Source organism: Methanolobus sp. WCC1 (assembly GCF_045690315.1).
Lineage (GTDB): Archaea > Halobacteriota > Methanosarcinia > Methanosarcinales > Methanosarcinaceae > Methanolobus > Methanolobus tindarius.
Genome location: NZ_CP146979.1, coordinates 2441010 through 2465470, shown reverse-complemented (window position 1 = coordinate 2465470; position 24461 = coordinate 2441010). Strand labels below are relative to the sequence as shown.

Genomic DNA, 24461 nt, shown 5'->3' with positions numbered 1-24461 from the left:
GATGATGGCCAATGACTAATTCTAATCAATGTGTGACCGAACTATAGTCTGGTCTATGTCCTCCCAACTAGCAAAACAAATGACTACATTTTAGCATATAAATCTTATTCTATGTTAATATATGATGACATTTTTGTATTGCATTATATCATTTCATATTGTCTGTTCCCTTATTGTGTTCATCTTGTCTTTACGAGCATTGAATACAATGTAATTAACACTATTAGTGATGCATAAATTGCAATCAACACTATCAAATTCTTAACCAGCTGAGAATCTGCACGGAATCTCATTGAGGACATGTTACATTGGCAACATTATAAAAGTATTGTTGTAAATGAAAAATTATTATTAGTTTTTTGAGTCGCAAAGAATAAACACTTTAATTTCTTTAGAATAAGTAATTGTGAAAACGGGTGATTTCTCAATGTATGTAAAAACACAGTGTCCTATATGCGGAGAGGGTAGTTATCATAACCTTCGGTTGCGCGTGGTCGAAGAAATTAAAAAACATCGTTCAATTTTCACGTTGTCCGATGTCGATGTAACTGATACAGTAACTGAGGAAGAGCTTGCGCATGAAGTATTGGTGGTCCTGAGGGCTCATCTTTACAATGGTATCTCCACGGTCGAGCTGTGCAGGATACTCAAAGACAAGTTTGGCATTCTGGCCAAGCACTGTTGCGATATCATTCAGAGGCTGAAAATTGAAATGGATATGTATTGTCCGGACAAGCAACATTTGTATTTTGTATAACTCATCTTTTGCTCTTTATAATGTTGCAGCTTAATTAATATATTATGTATTCAATATCGGTATATCATTGCTAAAATCACAATATGTAGCAGGAGAAAATCCTTGAAGAATATTTATGAGGTTATATTTGATTCCGTAAGTGATGGAATTGTCATAACTAATTTAGAAGGTGACTTCTTAGAGTTAAATCAGGTTACTTGTGATGATTTAGGTTATTCCAAAGAAGAACTGCTTCAAATGAATGTGCTGGACATAATTCCCATGGAATTCAAAGGGGAGTTACACGAGCAAATAACTACTAAAGTGGCAACTGGAGGGGGAGTCTTTGAAATCCCATGTACTTGTAAAGACAGTTCATTGGAGACAATCGAACTTAATCTTCGTCCAATTAAATTTAAGAATAATCCAGCAATTTTAGCTGTTGTCAGAAATGTAACTGAACGTAAAAAAATCGAGCTTAAATGCGCTGAAGATGATATAAGGAAACGTATTTTTATAGAAGAATCAAGAGATGGCATCGTTATTCTGGATGAAGATGGAAAAGTTAACGAAGCCAATAAAACGTTTTCCAACATGCTTGGTTATTCACCAAAGGAAATTCTTTCTCTATATGTATGGGACTGGGACGTGCACTTTAAACGCGATGTGCTGGAACGTATGCATCGTGAGTCCAATGAGGAAGGTTATCAACTCGAGACAGTACATCGTCGCAAGGATGGTACTCTCTATCATGTTGACATCAGTTCAAATACAGTTATCTTTAATGGACAGAAAATGACTTTTTGTGTATGCAGGGATATAACAAAACGCAAACTAGAAGAAAAAGAACTGTTGAATGCTAAACTGGAAGCTGAATCTGCTAACAAGGCAAAGTCACAATTCCTTGCAAATATGAGTCATGAATTACGGACACCTCTTAATGCAATAATTGGTTTTTCTGAAACGTTGATTTACGAAGTGTTTGGTGATCTAACAGAGAAACAGCTTAGGCATGCCAAGCATATAAATTCCAGCGGCAAGCATCTTCTAGAGCTCATTAATAATCTTCTCGATATATCAAAAATAGAAGCGGAAAAAATGGAACTCGAATGCGAGTCTTTTTCTCTAACTGAAGTATTCGATGAGGTTCTCACTCAGATGGTTCCGATAGCATCTAGAAAAAACATCAACATCGAAATTGTGAATGAGCTCGCGAATGATTATATTTTTGCTGACAGGATGAAGATCAAACAAATCATGTATAATCTTCTCGGCAACGCGGTAAAATTTACATCTGAAAATGGCAAAGTATGGGTTAACTCTGAACTAATTGACGATAGCATACAGGTGTCGGTATCTGATACAGGTATTGGTATTCCCAACGATGAACAAAAGACGATATTTGATTCCTTTAGACAAGTTAGCTCTAATATCAATCGTGTCTATGAAGGGACCGGGCTTGGGCTTGCAATAGTTAAACACTTTGTAGAGATGCATTCTGGGAAAATATTCCTGGAAAGCGAAGTGGGGAAAGGAAGTACATTCAAGTTTACTATTCCTGTTCATCCCGAATGAAAAAGCTATTATTTATACCTGCGGCATTACAATTAGCATTATCTACTCAACTTGCTACATCAAAAACTTCATATCTCAAATGTCCTATATTATAATAGTGCGGTGAAAAGTTAGGCTTCAAACTGAGTGGAGAACTCCCCCTCTCGGCGCCACATTCTTTTCTAAATTTATGTAATGAGAACTCTTCATTTTTACATTAAGTGTTGAATACAATAGTATTGGATTATATATTGTAGGCAAAATAGGTAATGACTATGTCTGATGTTAATATATTCCACATAAAAGAAAATCTGGATGTAAATGATGATGGCACTACTATTGTTACATGTCCTGAATGTGAGAATGAAATAAGCGTAGCATTCTGTAACATAGTTGATGACAGCATGGCGCTTGCTGAGTGCATAGATTGTCCGGTGTGCAACAAAATTCTGGATCAGGTACATCCATCTGAAAGCTTAAACAAAAAAATTGCTGATCATGTGGCAAAGGAATTGCTGAAAGGTCTCGAACTCGATTTAAGTAGTGTATTATCCAAAAGATAAATTAGCACAGCAACAAGATGGCCTTTTGTAGCTAATTAGATAAAAAATAATTATGAGTAAGCCAGTGCTTACTCTTGCTTGCGGCGCTGGATAAAGAAAGCCAGTCCAATTATTGCTGCTACAGGAAGTGCAATTGTTGGGAATTCAGGAATAGCTTCTATAGTTCTTGAAGCTGTTTGGAATTCTACTACTCCTCCACCAGCACCAATCTCTATATAATAGCGTGCTCCAACAGGTGCATCTGCATCCATTGTAACTATTATTACTCCATCATCCATGTATTCGCTTCCACCTGGGATGAATCCATCTGGGTTATATGCAGTATTGAAATCAATTGTTATGTCACCGGGAACCGCTTCAGCTGGCGACCCTGCTCTGACGCTTATCTCTTCTACTGTATATTCGAAAAATTCATTATATTCTGAACTGAGTATGGATGATGCATAATAACTAAGTACTACGGAATCTCCTGGTTCCATGTATATAGGATTTGATGCAACTGCATTTCCATCAGCATCATACAATATTGCCTGATAAGCTGTTGCAGTCCCTGCCATGGCTAACAGTACTACTAAACACATAATTAATTTCTTCATTATTTACCCCCCCGTACATTGTACGGATTTTCCCGTTTTTCGGGAAAGTTTCCCATATTATAATTACTTATTTTATGTATTTATATGTAATCATGCTCTGTATTTTGATCCAGTACTGATGCCATGCATTTCAGATCTAATATTCGAAGACTGTTATATTTTTATGCATTCTCTAATAAGCTTTAAATGGGGAATTAATTGAATTTTTTATTTACAGGAAGGTATTTATGTTATTAACTAGTAGTGCATTCTCACCTGTTTCACTATTCTTAATGGCATGAATACTGTTAAATAAGAACAATGGTATAAACAGGCAAGTTATTCTATTAATCTTTAGAATTGCCTGCTCCGTAATGTCGGAGTGTGTCGAAACTGTGTTTCGAGGCTACAGGACGCATGCGTCCCTAAGGAGGAACAACTAATGGCAGATGAAGAAATAAGACACTTAGTCCGTATTATGAATACTGACCTTCAGGGTAGTCAGCCTGTAATGTACGCGCTGACAGGTATTCGTGGTATTGGACTCAGAACATCACGAATTATAGTTGACAGTACGGGTATTGACCCAAAAGAAACAATCGGTTACCTTTCCGATGAGGATGTTGCAAAGCTCGATGATGCTATTGCTAATTTCGAGAAGAACATTCCAACCTGGATGCTTAACAGATGTGAAGACCCATTAACCGGAGATGACAAACATCTTCTTGGTCAGGACATCATTATGACCCTCAGGGAAGACCTGAACAACCTCAAGAAGGTCAGAGCTTACCGTGGTCTCAGGCACGAGAGAGGTCTTAAGGTCAGAGGTCAGAGAACAAAGTCCACAGGAAGGCGTGGCTCAACCATTGGCGTAAGCAAGAAGAAATAAATAAGGTGATTTTATGGGATATCCAGGTAAAAAAAGAAAGAGTTACGATACTCCAAAACACCCATGGCAAGCTGCCAGGATGGCCACTGAAGTAGAACTCCTCAAGAAGTACGGTCTCCGTAATAAGAAGGAACTCTGGAAAGCAGTCAGTATTCTCAGAAGATACAGAGCAGATGCCCGTAGAATTCTTGCAGAATCCGCTGAAACTGAACTTTCCGGTCACCTTAAGACTGAATCAGATCAGATCCTTGCAAGACTCATAAGGTTCTCAGTTCTCCCATCTGATGCAAATATTGATGACATTCTTGCACTTCAGACCGAATCAATTCTTGAGCGCAGGTTGCAGACTCAGGTTTACAGACTTGGACTTGCAAGAACTCCAAAACAGGCAAGACAGTTTATCACACACGGTCACATTGCTATCAATGGGCAGAAAGCAACTGTTCCAGGAATACTTATCTCCAAAGAAGAAGAGATGCAGATTGATTACTATGGTAACTCGCCTCTGACAAACGAGTCACACGCAGAAAGACCTGCACAGATTGCTACATCAGTAGCAGGAAAGGAGGAGTAATACTATGGCAACAAACGGAATCTGGGGTGTAGCACACATAAAATGCTCATTCAACAACACAATTATTACTGTAACTGATATCACAGGTGCAGAGACCATCGCCAAATCATCTGGTGGAATGGTTGTAAAGGCAGCACGTGATGAAAGTTCACCTTATACAGCTATGCAGATGGCAAGTCAGCTTGCAGATACTCTTAAGGACAAGGGAATTGAGGGAGTTCACATCAAGGTGCGTGCACCAGGTGGAAACAAACAGAGAAGCCCAGGTCCTGGAGCTCAGGCTGCAATCAGGGCATTTGCCAGGGCAGGTATCAAGATCGGAAGGATACAGGATGTAACACCTGTACCACATGATGGTACACGTCCAAAAGGCGGTAGAAGAGCATAAATAATATATTAACGGATATGAACTCATGACAATGGAAGTAGACATACTTGAACTGTCAGAGAGGTCTGCAAAGTTTATATTATCCAATGCAAGTGCAGCATTTGCTAATGGTGTCAGAAGAGCAGCGCTCTCTGACGTACCTACTCTTGCTATAGATGATGTGAACATTTATAATAACACATCAGTCCTCTTTGACGAGCAGTTAGCGTTAAGGCTTGGCCTTATACCTTTGACGACAGACATTGAGGAGTTCGTACCAGTAGATGAGTGCACCTGTGGCGGCGCCGAATGTCCTGCATGTAAGGTTTCTCTTACACTCAGTGCTGAGGGTCCGAGGATGGTATATTCAGGAGATCTCATTTCTTCTGATGAAAGAGTGCAGGCAGCTGACCAGAATGTTCCTATCATTGATTTGAAGGAAGGCCAGAAGGTTGTGCTTGAGGCTATTGCTCACATGAACTATGGCCACAAACATGCAAAATGGCAGGCTGGTGTGGCATGCGGCTACAAGAATATGCCTATAGTCACGTTTGAAAACTGTGATGAATGTGGTGCATGTGTGAAAGAGTGTCCTAAAAACATCATTCACATTGGTTCGAACGGTGCAGAAATATCCGGTGACGATATCCTTAAATGTATTCTCTGCAAACTCTGTGCATCTGTCTGTGAGATTAATGCAATAACTGTGTCTGAAGATGAAAATTCTTTTATTTTCACGATGGAATCTGATGGTTCATACACGGTTCAACAGTTAATTATAAATGCAGGAACAACTATTAAGGAGAAAGCCAGCCGGTTAGGAGAGATTTTAGAGTCCCTCTGACACGGTTTTAGGAGATTTACTCTCCTAATAATTTATATTAAATCGTAGGAAATCCGACTTGATGCGGGGGTTGCCCAGCCAGGCCAAAGGCGCTAGGTTGAGGGCCTAGTCTCGTAGGAGTTCGTGTGTTCGAATCACACCTCCCGCACCAAACATCTTAAAGATGACTTTATGTCGGTAATAAGTTTCCTGCAAATATCAATTAAACTGCATATCTTGTGCGGGGGTTGCCCAGCCAGGCCAAAGGCGCTAGGTTGAGGGCCTAGTCTCGTAGGAGTTCGTGTGTTCGAATCACACCTCCCGCACCAAATATCTTTTCTAAAATATCATTTTGTATAATAATATAATTATATAATTCTCTAGACTATGTTATGTGTTAACTGATATTCAAAATTGCTTCATACAGGATTTTAATTAAGAAATAATCAGGGATTGATGTTTTCAATCTTTACGTCTAATTTAATCTTTTGAATGGTGCCTTACTTCCTCAATTTCAGCCTTTCCAAGAGCTTTGAGGAAATGTGCTGCACGTATGGTTGTATGCTGTTTTTTTTCTCTCATACGGGCCTGGTATACGCGGATAGAACGTAGAAAATCAATCTTGCGGAACTCCGGCCAGAATGGTGCACAGAAGTAAGCAGCACATTCATTTCCATTGGCTTGCCAGGGAAGGAAATTGGAAACTCTTTCATCTCCTCCGGTACGTATTATAAGATCCACATCCGGCAGAGCAGAATTTCCCGAAGGGTATAGATGACTGGATATCGTATCTTCGTTTATGTCATCAGGTTCTATACTACCAGATTCAACCTTGCTGGCTATTTCTTTAACAGCCTGGACGATTTCCTGTCTGCCACCATATGCGATAGCAACGTTGAGTACAAAATTATCATATTCTGACGTTAAAAGTTCTACATTCTTAATTGAATCTTTAAGTGGCTCTGGTAATTTCTCAATATCACCGATAGCGTGAACACGCATTTTTCTTTCATGCGTTCTTTCATCAACTACTATTTCATCAAATTTCAATCTTATAAGGTCAAAAAGCTTATCCTTTTCATCATTATTCCTGTTGAAATTCTCTGTAGAAAAAGCATAGATTGTAAGATATTCTATGCCAAGGTTGCAAGCCCATTCCATAACATTTTCAGTTACGTCTGCTCCTCTGGCGTGTCCATAGGAAGTTATCTGTCCAAGTTTTCGTGCATATCTTCGGTTTCCATCCATTATAATAGCTACATGCCGGGGAACTCTCTCGCTCTTCACTTCCTGTGTGAGCAGACGTTCATATCCTTTGTAAACTATTCCGGGTATGCTTTTTAGTATACTTGACACTCCCGCATGTTAGGTAAAAACAATTCTCTTATGGACTTGACTTCTATTTAAGACTAATTAAACAAAAAAGAAGATGGAATTAATAATTGTCAAGCACGTTCCTGACAATATCTCTGTAATCTTCCTTAAGCAGGTAAATATTGTGATCACCGGTAACATCAATGCTCAGGATTCCAAGCCTTGTGTTCATGAGGCCTACCATTGCTGAGACGCCTCTGTAACTCACATCAAAATCCGTATCATGAAGATGCTCGTACACGTCCCCTGTAGTAAATTTATCACCATTTAGGAACAGTTTCAGTACTACTTTACGTATACCTGTATCATCGCGACTAAGATATTTTATAAGCCTTTCTCTTACCCGCTCTTCAATCGTTTCCAGTACAAACACCTCTTTCTTCAATATGTTATTTTATCTTATAAAACTATTTATTTGCAATAGCTTTAAAACCTGCATTGTATATGAAAATTGTACCATCTATATCATTCTCACATATATATTTTGGCCTTTCACAAGGGTATTTTCTCAACAATTAGTCCTTCTTCAAAAGGATATCTTTCTATTATGTACAATTTTCTACCAGTCAGCCTAATATATTCTGCAATGTCCTCAAGAATCCACCAGGCAAGATCTATTCCCTTGGATTTTATTTCCATCATATCCGCAGGAACTTTAATCTGTTTCAGCTTTTCAGAAACAGCTTCCAGGTCACTTTCCGTGCATTCTATATGTCCGTAATAAACAGTTCCATCCTCACCAATTTCATCAAAAAGCCTTGCTGTATTCTCCGCAATCCGTATGAGTCTTTTACGAAGCTGTACTGCGTCCTTATAGCTTGATGAGCAGAAATGCATCTTTTCACAATCTTTTGCCACTTCCTGGGCAAACATCTCAGAACCAGCTACTGCATTTGATATGTCATCTATAAGAGAATATCCCCGTTTAATCATGGCATCTGAATTAGTTTCTGAAAATTCGAGTTCATTTAGGTTCAGGAAACACTTCATACTGTTTGCAAACTGTCCTACATGTTCTACACCATCAATAGATGGAATCTCAATGCCTACTTCCATTTCTAATTCTCTGGCATTTTTGATGGAACTTGCATAACCTGTTTTTTCAAGTTCCTTCCATGATTTAACCGGTGGATGAAACCTAATCTCGTTCAGGCCTGAATCTGCCAGTTCTTTTAATGTATCATAGTCAGGTGCCATGGATGTGTACATATGAACATGGTGCTGCTGTCCAAAACTACTTTTCAGGAGTCTTATATAGTGAACAACCTTTTCTTTTCTAAGAAGTGGCTCTCCTCCTGTAATTCCTGTTCCCAGTGCATCCATCTGTAAAGCTTCATCTACAACATCCGTGTCTGAAAGAACCTTTCTTTCGTTAGCAAAGGTCAGATCTGTGCGTCTTTCTTCAGATATCGGGCAGTAAAAACAATCCTTTGGGCATATCCCTGTAATGAAAAGAACCATTTTTGCTCCCTGCTGGCAGAGCTTACAACCTTCTGAAAGAAATGAATAGAAAGAACCAGCTTCTCCCTGTATGACCTTGCTCATCAGAGCATTCTATAACCTGCAGGTATTTAAGGCTATTTTACTTCAGGGTTAATACTATCTAATATTTACACGTTAGTATTTCCAGATGGAAGAACGAGATGGTTTTATTGTCTCAATAGGTTGCCGCAAATGCGGTAAATGTGAGAATGTTTGTCCTAATGGGGCTCTTTACAGGATCAACGGTTTTGTCAATGTTGATCATCAAAAATGCGACCTTTGTATGAAATGCGTGAAAATATGCCCTAATAAGGCACTGGTCTACATGGAATAAATTCCATGTTCCAGAACCTTTGTAAGAGTTGAATCTATTTTTTATCTGCTTCCATACCAATAGAAAATGCCTTGCCAAGGAAATCACCAAGTCCGTAGTAACTTCTCTCCGGTGAATAGATAATTGGTCTGATTTTTCTGATATCCGGATTACCTTTTTCATCAAGTACAGATTCATCTGCTTTAACATCCATTATCTCACCAACAAACTGAGTATGAAGTCCAAGTTCGAAGCTTTGAACCAGTTTGCATTCAAGTATAACAGGAAATTCTTCTACAAATGGTGCATACACCACTTCACTTTTAATTGGTGTAAGTCCCATTTTTTCAAGCTTGTCCTCATCCCTTCCACTTGCAATTCCAAAATAATCTGTCTCTTTGACATAGTCCTCGGATGGAATGCTAATGGTAAAAGCTTCCTTTTCCATTATATTGGCGTAACTGTATGTTGCCTTTCGCAGTGATACGCTTATACATGGAGGATCCGAGCAGCATATTCCTGCCCAGGCTGCAGTCATAGCGTTTGCATTTCCAAACATGTCATAGGTTCCTACCAGCCATGCAGGGGTAGGGTATGCTAATGTCTTTGCTCCGATTGATTTTTTCATAAGAACACCTCTATAAAAATAGTGTTGAAGAAGCTTTAATCTTACGGCAGCTGAGCTGCGGTATTCCTGCTTCTTTGCACTAGATCATTCCTCTGAAAATAATTCTTGAAAAAATGGTCGATACTGTAAAAACTATTATTGTCACAGGAAGTATCTGCCCAATTTCATACCTTAATTGTGCCCTGTCCCCGCCATACTCTATGGTTCCGGAGAATCGTATCAATATCACAGTTATTAATATGATATATATGCCAATTGCAAACATGAAAAGATCAGATGGTATGGACTGGTTAAGATTTTCCGGTGAAATCTGTGCAGGTCCGGGAAGTGAATTCTCGGGAAGCCTCTGGATGCTTTCTGATATGTTCTGAAGGATCTTTGCTATGACTTCAGAGAGTGCGATGGTGACACCTGCAATAAGCGGTGCAAATACTGCTGCTGTGGAGCGCATTGTGGAGGTCATATCATACAATGATTGTTTGATATTGAGTTCCACATCCTGAAGCTCTTTAAGGTGGTCTGCAAGTTTTACAATTGCAACACCTGCTATCTCATGGCTTTTATGAGTACTTTCCACAAGCAGTTTCATTGTGGTCTTTATCCTTTCAGAATAAATGTTTTTGAAAGCTCCGAAATCCTCATCGAATATTGCAGAGTAGACATCTGTTCTCATATTCATAAGATTCAGCGATATTCTTTCAAACGCCGGTGTAATATCTGATCCGTCCATGGTACTTGCAGTGTGTATGAATGCATCTTCTGCGGATCTGCCTTCTGATATCCTCCTCCCAAGAATAAAAAGAGCATCTGAAAATTCGTTTTCCATCTTGCATATTTCATCCCTTATTTTTTTATATGGGGCATAACTGATGTTCAGGTAAATTGCTACTGCAAAGACAATTCCCCATATGATAAAGAGCGTAGGTGGGACTATTCCTTCGAGTGTATCAGTGGAAACAATATTCCAGGGATTTCCTTTAAGAATTAGCATGTATCCAAGTGAAGAGATAACAGAACCTATTACCAGAGATGTGATTAATGCTTCCTGCTTTCTCTTTCTGATGCCCGCAAGACCTGGATGTACGTCAGGAATATTCTGTGGAATGAATGCAGCCGGACGTTGCATAAGTATGTATTCTGCATAGGCAAACGTGAAAAGCGGGAGTATAATGTCGTAAACGATCACAAGTGTTCCGAGTCCAAACCTGATGCCCACCACCGTAATGGCTGGCATGAGTGCCACAAGTGCAAGAGGTATAAGGATGAATACTGAATAAAGCACATAAGTAGGTGTTTTAAGTTTGGATGCGAAGCTGTCCATGAGATTTTTCGTACTTTCAAGCACCAGGTCAAGTGATCTGTTCAGTGTTATTATCCTCTGAGCTTCGTCAGGTTCGCTGGTTGAGCTTTTAATGAGGTGTAGTGCCCTTTTGAAAAATTCACTATCCTTGCCCCAGAGATTTGAAAATTCAAGTATTGCATCATCAATTCCACGATATTCCCTCACATGCAGGTTCCATATCATTTTCTTCAGGTCTTTTGCAAGCGGTCTACCGGAATTTTCTGCGGCAAATCGAATGGCTACTTCCATATTGGGCACAAGTTTCATAGACATTACAAGATAGCTCACTATCTCCGGCATATCTCCCAGTGAGCTGACTTTCATCCATTTTGCATGTAGTTTGATATATTCGCTTGTATAAAGAAGAATAGCCAGAGGGAACAGAAGGCTCAACACTATTACAGCCTGAAGGGTTGAGCTTTCAAAGCTTGTCATCCTGAACAGAAAATAATCAAATATCAATATGCTTACAAGTGTGCAGGCAGCCGCAATATAGGAAAAGAGTACGGTTTCATAGGGTTCAAGTCCCATTCCTGTGTAGATCATTGCATTACGATATTCTTCACTGGTTGCATTGTCGGCTTTTTGCCGGAATGTTTCCAGGTCTTTTAGCAGCCAGTTAAAGTTTGCAGATGTGAACTTACATCCATGATAGTACCAGTTTTCACTGTACAGTCTGACCACCTTCTGTGAAGTAATCTTCATTTGTGATCAGGTCACACGATCCATCAAGAATAAGCTCATCAAAAGAAAGTGCAGTTAATTTATCCTGAGTCTTGCTATCTTCCCATTTCATACTGCCTGTGTCATCTGTATCACTGCCCCCTGGTTTTTCTTTTGTCTCATCTTTTTTTCCTGAAAAAGAAGAAAACCATTCAAACCATCTGTCATAGACTCTCTGATAGTTGATACCATCAGGTTCAGCAACTTCCCTGTCCATTAGCATCCAGAACATGTTGTTAGCTATCGCAACATTCCTTGCTTCAAGTAGATGGGGTTGCTCCAATCCTGATTCTGCAATCTTTCCTTTAATCATGGCTCTCATGCGAATATTGAGGGCAGCTTCATCCATGGATATGCCCCATTTATCTGCTATTTTTCCAATGAGTACAGACTGTCCTCTGTCCATGAGATCCGATGGCAAAAGCTTGTCCGTTGAAGCATCATAACTGAGTATGTCAGAGAAAACTTTTCCTGAATTATCATCCCATTTATCGTTGACCTCTGCAATTTGCATAAGCCTCCTTTTCATTGTCATACTGCCTGACATTCTTGTATTCGCACAGACTATTACTGCATCAGTAGCTTTGAATGAGGCAGGCGGCACTTCCAGAGTATTAACTATCCTCTCATAAACTGCATCTGTGGATGAGCCATGAATTGTGCCAATAACTGAGTTTCCGGCTGCACCAACCTGCATGGCTTCGTACAGCACCGCAACTTCAGGTCCTCTTACTTCTCCCATAACAAGTGATGAACTGCCAAGTCTAAGGGAAGCGCGCAATGCAACGGAAGGCTCGATTTCAACTCCGTATTTCATGATGGCAGACTGGGAATTAAGTCCCTGTACCTTCCATCCCATTTCCTGAAGCTCTTCAATGGGTATCTCTGGTGTATCCTCTATCGTTATCATGCGGTACTTCTGCGGCATTTCCAGAAGCAATGCGCACATAAGTGATGTCTTTCCGGCTCCTACGCCGCCAGCCACCAGCACAGATGCCTGTCCGTCCATAATAAAACTCAGAAGACCTGCTGCAAGTGGTGAAATTGAACCCTTGTTTATTAGTTTTGGCAACGTCCACGGGTCTTTTGCATGCTTCCTGAAAGCATAGGCTATACCTTTTGCACTGAGGGGATCACCAATAACCGATACTCTAACACCGTATTCCCTCAGGAACATCTCAAGAACCGGGGTAGCTTCACCAAAGGGTCTTCCACTTATCGACCGCAGTCTCGAAACCATGGATTCCATATCATCCTGTGACAGGTAAATGTTGGAAATACATTCTTCTCCGTCAAGAACTACATGAACGGGATTCTGGTCTGCCGGTGCGTTTACATAGACGTCTGTAACACGCTCGTCTGATAGCAAATCCTCAAGGATGCCAAGTCCAGTTGTGTACTTTGTAAGAAGATCACAGCAGAGTTTAATCTTTGCAGGGTCGGATATTATTTCCTCGGCATCTTTCTCATCGAGTAGGAACTGCTTACTAAGCCTGTGGAAATACTCCCTTGAACTACCAGAGTCTGCAAACTGGAGATCTGCAGGCCGGTGAGAAATCATCTTTTTCCTGATTCTTTCTATCAGTTTCAGTTCCTTCTCTTCAAGTGAATACTCAACCGGATTTATTATGTACATTTTTTCCGGACGGTCTGTCAGCTGGTATATATTAACCGGCAGGTTTCTTTCATCCTGGTAGCAAATGTCGTAACATTCAAGAAATAATGTATTGTCCGGTGGTTCGGTGTATATTCTGGATGTTGAAAAGGGAGGTCTGACATAGGAACGCAGATGGCTTTCATAATCGATAGCATAACCTTCGTCACCAGTTCTGTCTGTTATCGTGTGGAGATTTATGGATTTTTCAGATACTGTTCCTGCATTACAGGTAATCCTTTCGGATATTGCTTTCATTTCCAGCAAAGTGCTGAGAAATCTCTGTCTGCAGAGTGAACATTCATTCCGAATATCAAAGCAACTGTCTTTTGATTCGCTGTATTCTGCTAGCTTTTCAATTGTATAACATGTTTTTAATGGATCAGTTCCTGCAGTTGAGATTATTGAATCCATAATCATTGTGTGTTCTTTTTTGCAGAGACTGGAATTGTCACAGCTTTCAGTTGTGAACCTGGAATTTCTATATGGTATCAGCTTATCCTGCAAGCCTGCCATGAGATAAATTGCATCCAGGGCTCCGCTTTCATAATCTCTTTCGTATAGATTTGCAAGTGTAAGTCTTTCAACAGCAGGCTCTTTTCTAAGTATCTGAAAAATATTCATTCTGCAATGTTCGTTTTGCAGGCTGGATTCATGTTCACATTCACTACAATCAATTGTGATGTTTCTGCTGCTTCTGGAAACTTTCAACCTGTAAGGGCAGAGTTCATCTTTTTCCGATTTTTTTCCTGTCAGCAAATTAAATCTGGAAGTTAATTTGCTAATCATGTCGTTGGTCTTTCTTTTTTCAAGGTCTTTTGCCGGAACTATGCCTGCAAGTATCATCTCTTCTTCAGGTAAGACCATTTGCATTTGCGGATAATCTGTGCTATCTTCTATCATGTCAGAACTATTATTTAAGTCACTATTCGCTATGCAGGTAGTTTTTCTTTTTTTTAGTACCACGTTTTTCACCACCCATGAAGTTTTTTCAAATGAAAAACGAATATATTAAAAGTTTTCTAAATTAAATTTTAAGTATTTACTTATTTATGAACTTATTTTTTAGATGACTTTTAGAAGGGTTTGATATCACCGGGTATTGGAATAAGATTTTCAGCAACAAGCGTTAATACAATACTTTCACATTACTTCCCACTGGGTTTTATACTCCCGAATCATATTATCTTTAAAGACCGGAGGTCTGCATGGGTATATACACCGTATCACAGCTAAATGAGCACATAAAAAAGGTTCTTACAAGCGATCCACAACTATCTCAAGTGTGGGTTCGCGGTGAAATATCGAACCTTACTAAACATAGCTCCGGTCATCATTATTTCACTCTGAAGGATGGAAACGCACAGATAAGCTGCGTAAGTTTCAGGATGACCAACAGGACACTTAAATTCGAACCTGAGTCTTCGATGAAAGTCCTTGTATTCGGAACTGTTGACGTTTACACTGTCCGTGGCCAGTATCAGCTCAGGGTTCTTGATATGCGTCCTGATGGAATCGGTGAGCTTTACAAGGCATACGAACAGCTCAGGAACAGGTTACAGGAAGAAGGTTTGTTCGATGTGGTGCACAAGAAGAAGATTCCTCAGTATCCTTCAAAGATTGGTGTAATTACGTCACCCACCGGGGCAGCAATCCATGATATACTTCACGTACTAAGGCGCAGGTTCCCTGTGGATATCCTGCTAAGTCCGGCGATAGTGCAGGGTGAAAATTCCGCAGAGAGCATTGTAAAAGCTCTTGAATATCTAAACCGGACTGATGTAGATATGATTATCCTGGGGAGGGGTGGTGGTTCTCTGGAAGACCTGTGGTCTTTTAATGAAGAGGTAGTTGCAAGGGCTATATTTGAATCCGGGATTCCAGTAATATCGGCTGTGGGTCATGAAACGGATTATACAATATCAGATTTTGTGGCAGATGTACGGGCCCCAACGCCATCAGCAGCAGCCGAAATTGCAGTTCCTGAAAAGACTGGCCTGAATAAACACGTAGAATCTATGATATTACGTATGCAGCAGGCTGCAATACATCTTATTGCTGATAAGCGGCATCATGTTGGATATCTTTATTCGCGTATAGAGCCGGAAAGATTTGTGGAGATCCTGAGACGGGATATGCAGAGGGTTGATGAACTAAGTTCCCGCATAGAGATGGCTTTTGGAAGAGCAATGGAATCCAGGCATGCTTCACTTAGCGGACTTGCAGGCAGGCTGAATGCAGTAAGTCCTCTGAACACTCTTGAACGTGGTTACAGTATTGCTTTGAAAAGTGAGAATCATGCTGTGATCAGAAGTGTTGGTGATGTGAAGACTGATGATTCGGTCGATGTAAGACTAATGGATGGTACTCTTGAGTGCAAAGTAATGGGTACTAGGTCAGAGAAGGGAAATAATGGCAATGGCGCTAACAGAAATGGTAATGGCTGAAATTATAAGAAACCTGAAGGAACAGGAAGGATTAGGAGCTGAAGTTTATGGCAAGAACTAGAAAAAGTTCTGAAGAAAACACAGATGTTGGAAAACGCCAGATGAGTGATCTTATGAGTAATTCGGCAGATTCAGAAAATGTGGGCTTTGAGGAGTCTCTTGAAGAACTAGAATCTCTGGTTGAGAAACTTGAACGAGGGCAAATGACTCTGGATGAGAGTCTGGGGCTATTTGAGCGTGGCATGAAACTTGCCAGGATATGCAACCAGAAGCTTTCAAAGGCTGAAAGGAAGATTGAGATTCTGATAGAAGAAAATGGTAATCTGAAGACTGAAACTTTTATTGAAGAATAAATCCATTCCGGATAACGGAGGCTTTCTGTGAAAAAAGGATTTGATGGTGAGAAGTACGAGAAGTTCTCGGCACCACAGCAAGAGTGGGGCAGCAAAGTAATGAATGAGCTTGGCCTGAAAGGCGGAGAGCATATCCTTGATCTTGGTTGTGGCAATGGTCTTCTCAGCTCTAAACTTGCAGAAAAGGTTCCAAATGGAAAAGTAATTGGCATTGACAGTTCTTCTTCCATGCTTGAACAGGCAGAGAAACACAAAACTGGCAACCTGGAGTTTTTACTGTGCGATATTACTGATTTGGGATTTGAAAATGAGTTCGATGTTGTGTTCTCAAATGCTGCTCTTCACTGGGTGAAAGATCATTCTCTGGCTCTGGGACACATATACCAGTCAATGAAAAATAGTGCTATCATGAGAGTACAGTTTGCCGGTGAAGGTAATTGTCTGAACCTTGCTTCAATTCTTCAGGATGCAATGTCTTCTCCAGAATTCAAAGATGATTTCAGTTTATTCAAGTGGCCCTGGTATATGCCCGGTGTGGAAGAATACGAACATTTGCTTGCAGAATCAGGTTTTGAGGATATTCGTGTCTGGATGGAGAACGCTGATCGCAATTTTCCGGATGAAGAATCCTATGTTGGATGGATAGACCAGCCAGGACTTGTTCCATTTATCTCCCATCTACCGGAGGATAGGGCTGCACTTTTCAGGGGCCATGTTGTCAGAGAAGCAAAGAAGATTGCTGTGCAGGAAGATGGGACGTATTTTGAGTATTTCCGCCGTCTGAATGTATATGCGGTAAAAAAGTAAAATGGCAAATGCTTTAAAGCAATTGTCTGAATTTCTGTTTTGTGTTCTATTTTCCAATTTCAGTTTTCTTCCAGATATCTCTTACCAAGAAGTATAACGCTGCTTCCGGTGAGAATCACAAGGAAAATTGCTATGATGAGTCCCTCTGTTGTGAAATCCTGCCATGAGTGCACAGAGGCCCATATACCACTTCTTGTGACAAAGGTTGCAAATATAACAAGTATGAAAGATGCAATAGCAAGCAATGGTGCCAGGAATCCGTATTCTCCATATCTTGAACGTGATTGTGCGTGAAGATATGCTGTGGCAGTTATCCATGGTATTAGTGAAGATGTTTCTACAGGATCCCATGTCCAGTACCATGCTCCCCATCCGAGAACTTCGTATGCCCAGAAACCTCCAAGACCTATTCCAAGTGTAAGGAAAAGCCATGCAATTCTCATCCAGTCTCTTGAGATTAAGGTCCAGCGGCTGTCTTTTGTGATTAAGTTAGCAACAGCAGCTGCAAAAGGAATGGTGAATGCTGCATAGCCCAGGAAAAGCATTGGAGGATGGATAGCCATCCATGGGTTTCTCAGGAGAGGATTCATTCCCTGGCCGTATGGTACATCGTAGAGTGTGACAAAAGGATTCCAGTTAGTTGGTTCTATGGAACCTGAGGGCAGAATCCTGAAAGCTGAAAATGGATTGTCTATTACAAGCAGTATCAGGAATACAGATACAATTGCCATTGTTACCATTGTGGTAATGTCCATTAGTTTTGATTCTGCAAACTCCTTTGTGTGGCCGGTGTAACGCACAAACATAAGCATTGCAAGAATTGCCCATGCCCAGAGCAGAAGGGAGCCCTGCTGGCCTGCCCAGAATGCTGAAATGCGGTAGAACCATGAAAGATCGGTACTTGAATGATTATACACGTATTCGTAGGATGCATTCACACCAAGCAGGTGTATAACTAGCATAATTGATGAGAGCGTGATAGCAAGCGTGCAGAGCATTTCAAGCTTCTTTGTCAGTAATCCTGATTTGTGGTCAAAGCTTGTATAATATTTTATTGAAGTAAATGTAGCTCCAAGTCCGCAGATGAAGGATATCCATATAAGTATCATTCCAAAATTCAAATCATCACCTCTTGTCCTTCATTCTTTTTGTTTTACGCTTCTTTATTTCCTGCTGAAGCATGTGGTCGTATTTGTCTTCATTGTCTGCGGTATCAGGACGAATTTTTTCTGATGCGGTGCTGATGGAATGACTCATTTTTTCTTTGTTTCCACGATCAGTAAACAGAAGGACAGCAATGCCTATTACCATAAGGTAGATGCCTCCCCAGAGACAGTTAATGAATGGGACAGTTCTCATGTAAAGGTCAATTTCACCGGCAGATTCATCAATAGCTCTTGGAGCGATGAAAAGTTCCTCAGTGAGGCCACGGTTTATGTAAGTGGTTGTGTATGTCTGTCCCCATTTGAAATCGGTGATATAGTTCACTTTACCACTCTTAAAATAACTGCCATCCTTGTAAATATCAAAAATAACCTCAGTAGTGTAAGATGATGCAGGATAGCTCCTGAAAGCTTCTCCGCTGTAGTATGAGTTCATGCTGTTCATCTTAAGTTGGTAGTGTTGTCCACCAAAGCTTATGATTTCATTGGAATCTGAACTTAGGATTGCAGAACCTTCCATTTTCATATTGGAACTGAGGACTATTCCAAGCAGGATCATCAGTATCCCAATGTGAATTACATGTGCGCTGATTTTCCTGATCATTTCTTTAGTTGCAGCATTCTTTCTGCTCATTATCATATTATATATGCGATAAAAGGTTGCCAGCAGGGCTACTATCAGTATTGGCAGGGAAATATCGATAGGAGTATTTCCAAATGGTGATATCACTGCAAAAATAATTGAAAGCAATGCTGAACCCGCTACTACCGGAATCACGTATTTTTTATCTGCATAACCTGTGAGCATGCAAGTGCTCAGAAGCAGTACCAGTGCAGCAACAGGAATTGCAGACCGGTTGTTAAAATATGCAGACTCAAGGCTCAGGTCCACGCCGTTTACGAGCTTCGCGATAAGTGGGGTTAGCATCCCCATTGTGATGATAGTTGCCAGTAAGAGAAAAGTGACAACAGTCGCAAGCATGGTATTACTGTTTGTCAGGTTTGGTATTTTGTTTTTCATCTTGCGGGAAATTTTATGTGTACAACGTATTTATAGTTAGAGCTATTTTATCCGTTGTACTTTGATATATTAAACAAAGGTATTGCAAACGGAAATTGCAAAAAAGAGTTTTCAAAGAGGTTTGTTATTTGATAGAGATAATCATCACTGCTGTCTGGCTGATGCTTCCTGCTTACCTTCCAAATTCTATGGCTGCTGTTTTTGGTGGTGGCCGTCCTATAGATGGTGGCAGAACGATGTCTGATGGACGTCGCATGCTTGGAGATGGGAAAACCTGGCGCGGTCTTATTGCAGGTACAATATGCGGAATGTTACTGGGCCTGTTGCAGATGTATTATCTTGGCAGAAGCAGCAGCATATTTGGTGTTGAACTGCCATCCTTCGGGGAAGGTATGGGTGCGCTGCTTGTGATATTCACCCTTTCATTCGGCTCGCTTCTAGGTGATATGTCCATGAGTTACTTCAAACGCAGGATGGGGTACAAGAGAGGTGCCGCCCTTCCAGGTGTTGACCAACTTGATTTTGTCATGGGTGCATGGCTGCTGACATTGATTGCTTCACCTGCATGGTTTTTGGGTAATTTCACTTCCGGCATTGTCCTTACTTTGCTCATCATAACTCCTCTGTTACATTTTGTGACAAACGTTGTTGGTTATTTCATCGGGGTAAAAAATGAGCCCTGGTGATTAACAGAGTTTAACAATTATCAAACAAATAATCTATTTAGTAATTATTAGGAATTATTCAATTATCGGTGATTTTATGTCTCACGGGAATGGCAAACGTACATTAATTGATGCATTAAAGGCATGTGGTGCAGTCAAATTTGGTGACTTCACACTTGCTTCCGGAAAGAAGAGCAGCTATTATATTGATATTAAAAAGGCAAGCACTGATCCTAAAACCCTGAAAATTATAGCAAAGGAAGCAGGAAAGGTCATTAAGGATATGAATCTCGATGCTGTTGGCGGTGTTGTGCTTGGTGGCGTTCCACTTGCAACAGCGGTTTCAATGGAGACTGAGCTTCCTCTGATTCTTATTCGTAAGTCTGAGAAAGAATATGGTACTGGTGGACGCTTTGTTGGTGATTTCCAGGAAGGGTCAAAGATATTGCTTCTTGAAGATGTAACTACCAGTGGCGGTTCTGTAATGGACGCTATTGTGGCAATTCGTGAAGCAGGGGCTGTTGTTGACAGTGTAATCACTGTTGTTGACCGTGAGTCCGGGGCAGAGAAAAGCCTGAGTGATATAGGTGTGAAACTTGTCCCTCTTGTCAGGGCAAGTGATCTCATCTGATACTTCTATTTTTCTCATTTGAACATCCGAATAAAAGACAAGTTATTTATTTCAGGAATTAGAACTCTCTGGTATTCTAATTCCTACTTATAATCAAACAAAAATATCCTGAATCTAATTGAATACTGATGTACTACATCTAACAATCTGATATGATTTTTCTGATAAATTTTGATAAATGAGGTTTCATAAATGAATATACTAGTAGTTGGTGGCGGCGGAAGAGAGCATGCTATCGTGGCAGCGATTGAACGTAGCAGGCAAGACCCGTCCATCTATGCAGTGATGTCAAAAAAGAACCCAGGCATTGCTGCTCTTTGTGAAGATTATCTTCTTGAGAAGGAGACTAACGTTGAGAAGGTTGTCGAGTATGCTGTTTCTAAGAACATCGAACTTGTTGTAGTTGGTCCGGAAGCACCTCTTTCAGTGGGTCTTGCAGATGCCCTTGAAGCAGAAGGCATCAGCGTTGCAAGTCCTAAGCAGAAGGTCGCACAGCTTGAGTTCGATAAGGCCTGGGCACGCAACTTTATGAGGAACAACAATATTGCAGGCTGTCCTGTTTTTGATGTTTTCACTGATAAGGCTGCAATGGATGCTTTCATCGATGAGCTTGGAAATGTTGCTATCAAGCCTGCCGGTCTTACAGGTGGTAAGGGTGTCAAGGTAATGGGTGACCAGTTACCGAACCTAAAGGCTGCAAAAGAGTATGCTGCAAGTCTTCTTGATATGGGAAGCGTTGTTGTTGAGGAGAACCTCGTTGGTGAGGAGTTCACACTTCAGGCTTTTGTTGATGGAAAAAACCTTGCTTTCATGCCAACAGTCCAGGATCATAAGAGAGCATTTGAGAATGACCTCGGACCAAACACCGGTGGTATGGGTTCCTACAACGGCGCAGGTGAAATTCTTCCGTTCCTGACTGCTGAAGATGTTGAAAGCTCAAAGCAGATAATGAAAGATACCATCAAGGCACTCTACAAGGAGACCGGACAGGAGTACAAGGGAACACTCTATGGTCAGTTCATGATTACAAAAGACGGTCCGAAGGTTATTGAGTTCAACGCACGTTTCGGTGACCCTGAGGCAATGAATGTACTGCCTCTGCTTGAGTCAGATTATGTTGACGTGCTGGCTGCAATGGCAAGCGGTACACTTGATAAGATTGAAGTGAAGTTCAGCAGCAAGGCAACAGTATGTAAGTATGCTGTTCCTGCAGGTTACCCTGATGATCCTACAAAGGACAGGGAAGTAACTGTGGGTGACATTGGCGATGCAATTCTTTTCTATTCAAGTGTTTACGAGAAGGATGGAAAGGTTTACACCACAGGTTCAAGGGCTGTTGCTGTTGTAGGTGTTGCTGATTCAATTGAAAAGGCAGAAGAGATAGCCCAGAATGCTCTGGAGAATCTTACCGGTGATCTTCATTACAGGAATGATATTGGTAAGCAGTTCCTTATCCAGAGGCGTATTGACCACATGAATGAAATACGCGGGCAATAGTTTTATTAGTTATATAGTGAGGGTTTAAGTATGAAGCACCTGATTTCAATGGCAGACCTGACTCATGATGAGATCAATGAGTTACTCGATATGGCGGAGGACCTTAAGGAAAAACGCCTGAGAGGTAAGGTCACAGACCTGCTAAAGAATAAGAGTCTCGGCATGATTTTCGAAAAGTCATCTACACGTACCCGTGTGTCTTTTGAGGTTGCGATGTGTGACCTTGGAGGGCATGCTCTCTATCTTAACGCCAGAGATATGCAGCTTGGCAGAGGCGAGACTGTAGGCGATACTTCCGAGGTTCTTTCAAGATACCTTTATGCTATTATTGCAAGGGTCTATAGCCATGAGACGGTGAAACAGCTTGCTGAAAATTCCTCAATTCCGGTTATTAATGCACTTTCTGATAAGGAACACCCATGCCAGATACTTGCTGACCTTCTCACTATCCGCGAATACAAGAGTAAGATAGCCGGCCTGAAATATGCGTGGGTTGGTGACGGAAATAATGTTTGTAATTCTGCTATTATTGGCGGTGCCCTTATGGATATGGAAGTTGCGGTTGCATGTCCTCCCGGATATGAGCCGGATGAGGACATTGTTGAGCTTGCAAGGGAACTTGGCGGAAATATTACTATCACCAATGACCCGTCTGAAGCTGTAAAAGATGCAGATATCCTTTATGCTGATGTGTGGGTTTCCATGGGTGATGAGGAGGAGCGCGAGAAGCGCCTGAAAGACCTTGCACCATACCAGATAAATACTGAACTGGTAGAGCAGGCTAAACCTGATGTCATCGTTATGCACTGTCTCCCTGCACACCGCGGTGAAGAGATTAGTGCAGAGGTCATGGACGGTCCTCATTCAGTTGTCTTTGACCAGGCAGAGAACCGCCTGCACGCCCAGAAAGCTCTTCTTATGAAAATGATGGCATGATATTTTCAGTCCATTCATTTTTAATCATATTTTTTGAATTATATTTATCTCTGCTTTCATTATTTTTCATAATCATATACAAGGGGCACTCTTATATAGTATTGTCACACACGTAACGTGTATTATAAAAAAACAAGTGTGGGGTTACAATATGAAGAAAATATTAACACTATTAGCTGTGCTTATATCTCTTGTAGGAATGGCATCAGCGGCAACGACTGTGGAACTAGACGAAACAGATTTTGGATGTACTGAAGCACAATTTGATGTTACAGTAACTGAATATACGACATATGTTGAATGGATGGTAGAGATTGATCCTTCAATTGCACCAATAAGTTCAGCAACAGGTGTTCAACTTGCAATTTCCGATCAGACAGCTCCTGTATTTATTCTTGGTGTAATGCCTGGTGAAGGCGGAATCGATGATTCACAACCTGCTTATAAAGAATATTCAGGAGGATGGGGTCCTGCAACAAATGCCCTTCCTGCAGGAATGTCTGTTACAGGTAATAATGCAGATCTGACAAAGGCAACTACTTTCACTATAATGATTGACAAGACAGTCTTTGAATGTGAATCATTCAGATGGGCAATGAATGTCGTAATTGATGATGACAATGATCCAGGACCGGATAATGCACAGTGCAAGTATCCTATAGGATGGGGATGGAGCTCACCAGCATGTGATTACGTTCCTATGGAAATAAGCTGTGACCAGGGAGAAATACCTGAATTCCCAACTGTTGCACTGCCTATTGCCGCAATTATCGGTCTGGCATTTGTGTTCCAGCGCCGTAAGGACTAATCAGAAAAGTCAGTAAACAAATATGGGCCGGTATAACCGGTCTGATCTATTTTTTTCTTCTGTTTCTCATTGCTTACTAGCGATATGTCTATATGTGATCAGCCAGTAGCAGATTCCATCTTTTGCTTTCAGGGTCTGAACCCCGAAATCGATAAAGAATATATAGAATAAATCCATTTAATCACCATTCACATTGCGGGAGTTGCCCAGCCTGGCCAAAGGCGCTAGGTTCAGAGCCTAGTCTCGTAGGAGTTCATGCGTTCGAATCGCATCTCCCGCACCAGAATTTTTGATTTAATTGTTTCAATGTAATATTTTTCCGATATCCCCGGCTTTTTAGTAAATACTTTATATTTATTTTGCATTTAACACTATAATATAGATTTGTATGTTGTTACATGTCTTGAAGTTGTATTAAGCTGAGAAACTGAAAATCAGATTTAAATCTACAAATTTTATTTTTTGCAGATACAAATCTGATAAATCTTCAATACCTTAATGTTGTTATATTTCCAAAAAAGATATTCGAAGTTGGA

At 40.7% G+C, this 24461-nt stretch carries 25 protein-coding genes and 3 tRNA genes; 19 read left to right on the top strand and 9 right to left on the bottom strand.

Annotation, left to right across the window (positions count from 1 at the left end):
- Positions 1–427: 427 nt before the first annotated feature.
- The 3 genes from V7O61_RS11630 (at position 428) to V7O61_RS11620 (ending at position 2853) form a co-directional block, all read left to right on the top strand.
- Entirely contained in the window at positions 428–757 is a 330-nt protein-coding gene (locus V7O61_RS11630; protein WP_407281702.1) for a hypothetical protein, read from the top strand.
- A gap of 102 nt (positions 758–859) precedes the next feature.
- Complete coding sequence (locus V7O61_RS11625) at positions 860–2311, top strand: PAS domain S-box protein (protein WP_407281703.1); 1452 nt, start codon at positions 860–862, stop codon at positions 2309–2311.
- Positions 2312–2565: 254 nt separating this feature from the next.
- Positions 2566–2853, top strand: coding sequence for a hypothetical protein (locus V7O61_RS11620; RefSeq protein WP_023845819.1), 288 nt, complete (start codon positions 2566–2568; stop codon positions 2851–2853).
- A gap of 68 nt (positions 2854–2921) precedes the next feature.
- Here the strand turns inward: V7O61_RS11620 and V7O61_RS11615 are convergent, their stop codons facing one another.
- A complete protein-coding gene (locus V7O61_RS11615) occupies positions 2922–3449 on the bottom strand; it encodes a PEF-CTERM sorting domain-containing protein (protein WP_023845820.1) in 528 nt (175 codons plus the stop codon).
- Positions 3450–3870: 421 nt separating this feature from the next.
- Here V7O61_RS11615 and V7O61_RS11610 point away from each other — a divergent pair, with 421 nt between their 5' ends.
- From V7O61_RS11610 to V7O61_RS11585, 6 genes are all read left to right on the top strand, one after another.
- Positions 3871–4317 (top strand): 30S ribosomal protein S13, encoded by a 447-nt coding sequence (locus V7O61_RS11610; protein WP_023845821.1) that lies wholly within the window; start codon positions 3871–3873, stop codon positions 4315–4317.
- Positions 4318–4330: 13 nt separating this feature from the next.
- Complete coding sequence (locus V7O61_RS11605; RefSeq protein ID WP_023845822.1) at positions 4331–4891, top strand: 30S ribosomal protein S4; 561 nt, start codon at positions 4331–4333, stop codon at positions 4889–4891.
- Positions 4892–4895: 4 nt separating this feature from the next.
- Positions 4896–5279, top strand: coding sequence for a 30S ribosomal protein S11 (locus V7O61_RS11600; protein ID WP_023845823.1), 384 nt, complete (start codon positions 4896–4898; stop codon positions 5277–5279).
- A gap of 25 nt (positions 5280–5304) precedes the next feature.
- Positions 5305–6102 carry a DNA-directed RNA polymerase subunit D gene (locus tag V7O61_RS11595; protein WP_023845824.1) on the top strand — a complete coding sequence of 266 codons (798 nt, stop codon included), beginning with the start codon at positions 5305–5307 and terminating at the stop codon, positions 6100–6102.
- 63 nt (positions 6103–6165) lie between these two features.
- Positions 6166–6253: transfer RNA gene (locus V7O61_RS11590), tRNA-Leu, on the top strand.
- 69 nt (positions 6254–6322) lie between these two features.
- Positions 6323–6410 (top strand) — tRNA-Leu (locus tag V7O61_RS11585).
- Between the two features lie 151 nt (positions 6411–6561).
- Here V7O61_RS11585 and uppS read toward each other — a convergent pair.
- From uppS to V7O61_RS11570, 3 genes are all read right to left on the bottom strand, one after another.
- Positions 6562–7428, bottom strand: coding sequence for a polyprenyl diphosphate synthase (gene uppS / locus V7O61_RS11580; RefSeq protein WP_048136107.1), 867 nt, complete (start codon positions 7426–7428; stop codon positions 6562–6564).
- 88 nt (positions 7429–7516) lie between these two features.
- Entirely contained in the window at positions 7517–7840 is a 324-nt protein-coding gene (locus V7O61_RS11575; RefSeq protein ID WP_023845826.1) for a DUF2551 domain-containing protein, read from the bottom strand.
- Between the two features lie 107 nt (positions 7841–7947).
- Positions 7948–9000, bottom strand: coding sequence for a radical SAM protein (locus tag V7O61_RS11570; protein ID WP_407281704.1), 1053 nt, complete (start codon positions 8998–9000; stop codon positions 7948–7950).
- Positions 9001–9085: 85 nt separating this feature from the next.
- On the opposite strand from V7O61_RS11570, the gene V7O61_RS11565 reads away from it, so the two are divergent.
- On the top strand, positions 9086–9271 hold the full coding sequence (locus V7O61_RS11565; protein ID WP_407281705.1) for a 4Fe-4S binding protein: 186 nt from the start codon (positions 9086–9088) through the stop codon (positions 9269–9271).
- Positions 9272–9305: 34 nt separating this feature from the next.
- On the opposite strand, the gene V7O61_RS11560 is transcribed toward V7O61_RS11565, so the two are convergent.
- The 3 genes from V7O61_RS11560 to V7O61_RS11550 form a co-directional block, all read right to left on the bottom strand.
- Complete coding sequence (locus V7O61_RS11560; RefSeq protein WP_407281706.1) at positions 9306–9878, bottom strand: flavin reductase family protein; 573 nt, start codon at positions 9876–9878, stop codon at positions 9306–9308.
- A 79-nt stretch (positions 9879–9957) separates the two neighbouring features.
- A complete protein-coding gene (locus tag V7O61_RS11555; RefSeq protein ID WP_407281707.1) occupies positions 9958–11925 on the bottom strand; it encodes a hypothetical protein in 1968 nt (655 codons plus the stop codon).
- Complete coding sequence (locus V7O61_RS11550; protein WP_407281708.1) at positions 11885–14563, bottom strand: ATPase, T2SS/T4P/T4SS family; 2679 nt, start codon at positions 14561–14563, stop codon at positions 11885–11887. Before V7O61_RS11550 ends, V7O61_RS11555 begins: the two co-directional genes overlap by 41 nt.
- Positions 14564–14805: 242 nt before the next feature.
- On the opposite strand from V7O61_RS11550, the gene xseA reads away from it, so the two are divergent.
- The 3 genes from xseA to V7O61_RS11535 are packed head-to-tail and all read left to right on the top strand — an operon-like array spanning position 14806 to position 17204.
- A complete protein-coding gene (gene xseA / locus V7O61_RS11545; protein WP_407281709.1) occupies positions 14806–16044 on the top strand; it encodes an exodeoxyribonuclease VII large subunit in 1239 nt (412 codons plus the stop codon).
- 47 nt (positions 16045–16091) lie between these two features.
- Positions 16092–16397 (top strand): exodeoxyribonuclease VII small subunit, encoded by a 306-nt coding sequence (locus V7O61_RS11540; RefSeq protein ID WP_407281710.1) that lies wholly within the window; start codon positions 16092–16094, stop codon positions 16395–16397.
- Between the two features lie 27 nt (positions 16398–16424).
- Entirely contained in the window at positions 16425–17204 is a 780-nt protein-coding gene (locus V7O61_RS11535) for a class I SAM-dependent methyltransferase (RefSeq protein ID WP_407281711.1), read from the top strand.
- Between the two features lie 59 nt (positions 17205–17263).
- Here V7O61_RS11535 and ccsA read toward each other — a convergent pair whose 3' ends face one another.
- Together ccsA and V7O61_RS11525 are read right to left on the bottom strand one after the other, a co-directional pair.
- Positions 17264–18325 (bottom strand): cytochrome c biogenesis protein CcsA, encoded by a 1062-nt coding sequence (gene ccsA, locus V7O61_RS11530; protein WP_407281712.1) that lies wholly within the window; start codon positions 18323–18325, stop codon positions 17264–17266.
- Between the two features lie 4 nt (positions 18326–18329).
- Positions 18330–19388, bottom strand: a complete 1059-nt coding sequence (locus tag V7O61_RS11525) for a cytochrome c-type biogenesis CcmF C-terminal domain-containing protein (RefSeq protein ID WP_407281713.1) — start codon at positions 19386–19388, stop codon at positions 18330–18332.
- A gap of 161 nt (positions 19389–19549) precedes the next feature.
- Between V7O61_RS11525 and V7O61_RS11520 the strand changes: the two genes are divergently transcribed.
- The 6 genes from V7O61_RS11520 (at position 19550) to V7O61_RS11495 (ending at position 24208) form a co-directional block, all read left to right on the top strand.
- Positions 19550–20074: a CDP-2,3-bis-(O-geranylgeranyl)-sn-glycerol synthase gene (locus tag V7O61_RS11520; RefSeq protein ID WP_407283398.1), complete on the top strand. Its 525-nt coding sequence runs from the start codon at positions 19550–19552 to the stop codon at positions 20072–20074.
- Positions 20075–20150: 76 nt separating this feature from the next.
- Entirely contained in the window at positions 20151–20684 is a 534-nt protein-coding gene (pyrE, locus tag V7O61_RS11515) for an orotate phosphoribosyltransferase (protein ID WP_023845839.1), read from the top strand.
- A 192-nt stretch (positions 20685–20876) separates the two neighbouring features.
- On the top strand, positions 20877–22181 hold the full coding sequence (gene purD / locus V7O61_RS11510) for a phosphoribosylamine--glycine ligase (RefSeq protein ID WP_407281714.1): 1305 nt from the start codon (positions 20877–20879) through the stop codon (positions 22179–22181).
- 30 nt (positions 22182–22211) lie between these two features.
- Positions 22212–23117, top strand: coding sequence for an ornithine carbamoyltransferase (argF, locus tag V7O61_RS11505; protein WP_023845841.1), 906 nt, complete (start codon positions 22212–22214; stop codon positions 23115–23117).
- A 151-nt stretch (positions 23118–23268) separates the two neighbouring features.
- The gene (locus V7O61_RS11500; RefSeq protein WP_023845842.1) at positions 23269–23925 is read left to right on the top strand and encodes a PEF-CTERM sorting domain-containing protein; all 657 of its coding nucleotides are present in this window, start codon (positions 23269–23271) and stop codon (positions 23923–23925) included.
- 195 nt (positions 23926–24120) lie between these two features.
- Positions 24121–24208, top strand: a tRNA-Leu gene (locus V7O61_RS11495).
- Positions 24209–24461 lie beyond the last annotated feature (253 nt).

Bases quoted from the DNA above. Each gene is read 5' to 3' on its own strand.
- V7O61_RS11630 (WP_407281702.1), top strand. From the start codon at position 428: ATGTATGTAAAAACACAGTGTCCTATATGCGGAGAGGGTAGTTATCAT.
- V7O61_RS11620 (WP_023845819.1), top strand. From the start codon at position 2,566: ATGTCTGATGTTAATATATTCCACATAAAAGAAAATCTGGATGTAAAT.
- V7O61_RS11615 (WP_023845820.1), bottom strand. From the start codon at position 3,449: ATGAAGAAATTAATTATGTGTTTAGTAGTACTGTTAGCCATGGCAGGG.
- V7O61_RS11610 (WP_023845821.1), top strand. From the start codon at position 3,871: ATGGCAGATGAAGAAATAAGACACTTAGTCCGTATTATGAATACTGAC.
- V7O61_RS11605 (WP_023845822.1), top strand. From the start codon at position 4,331: ATGGGATATCCAGGTAAAAAAAGAAAGAGTTACGATACTCCAAAACAC.
- V7O61_RS11600 (WP_023845823.1), top strand. From the start codon at position 4,896: ATGGCAACAAACGGAATCTGGGGTGTAGCACACATAAAATGCTCATTC.
- V7O61_RS11595 (WP_023845824.1), top strand. From the start codon at position 5,305: ATGACAATGGAAGTAGACATACTTGAACTGTCAGAGAGGTCTGCAAAG.
- V7O61_RS11570 (WP_407281704.1), bottom strand. From the start codon at position 9,000: ATGAGCAAGGTCATACAGGGAGAAGCTGGTTCTTTCTATTCATTTCTT.
- V7O61_RS11565 (WP_407281705.1), top strand. From the start codon at position 9,086: ATGGAAGAACGAGATGGTTTTATTGTCTCAATAGGTTGCCGCAAATGC.
- V7O61_RS11560 (WP_407281706.1), bottom strand. From the start codon at position 9,878: ATGAAAAAATCAATCGGAGCAAAGACATTAGCATACCCTACCCCTGCA.
- V7O61_RS11555 (WP_407281707.1), bottom strand. From the start codon at position 11,925: ATGAAGATTACTTCACAGAAGGTGGTCAGACTGTACAGTGAAAACTGG.
- xseA (WP_407281709.1), top strand. From the start codon at position 14,806: ATGGGTATATACACCGTATCACAGCTAAATGAGCACATAAAAAAGGTT.
- V7O61_RS11540 (WP_407281710.1), top strand. From the start codon at position 16,092: ATGGCAAGAACTAGAAAAAGTTCTGAAGAAAACACAGATGTTGGAAAA.
- V7O61_RS11525 (WP_407281713.1), bottom strand. From the start codon at position 19,388: ATGAAAAACAAAATACCAAACCTGACAAACAGTAATACCATGCTTGCG.
- V7O61_RS11520 (WP_407283398.1), top strand. From the start codon at position 19,550: ATGCTTCCTGCTTACCTTCCAAATTCTATGGCTGCTGTTTTTGGTGGT.
- pyrE (WP_023845839.1), top strand. From the start codon at position 20,151: ATGTCTCACGGGAATGGCAAACGTACATTAATTGATGCATTAAAGGCA.
- purD (WP_407281714.1), top strand. From the start codon at position 20,877: ATGAATATACTAGTAGTTGGTGGCGGCGGAAGAGAGCATGCTATCGTG.
- argF (WP_023845841.1), top strand. From the start codon at position 22,212: ATGAAGCACCTGATTTCAATGGCAGACCTGACTCATGATGAGATCAAT.
- V7O61_RS11500 (WP_023845842.1), top strand. From the start codon at position 23,269: ATGAAGAAAATATTAACACTATTAGCTGTGCTTATATCTCTTGTAGGA.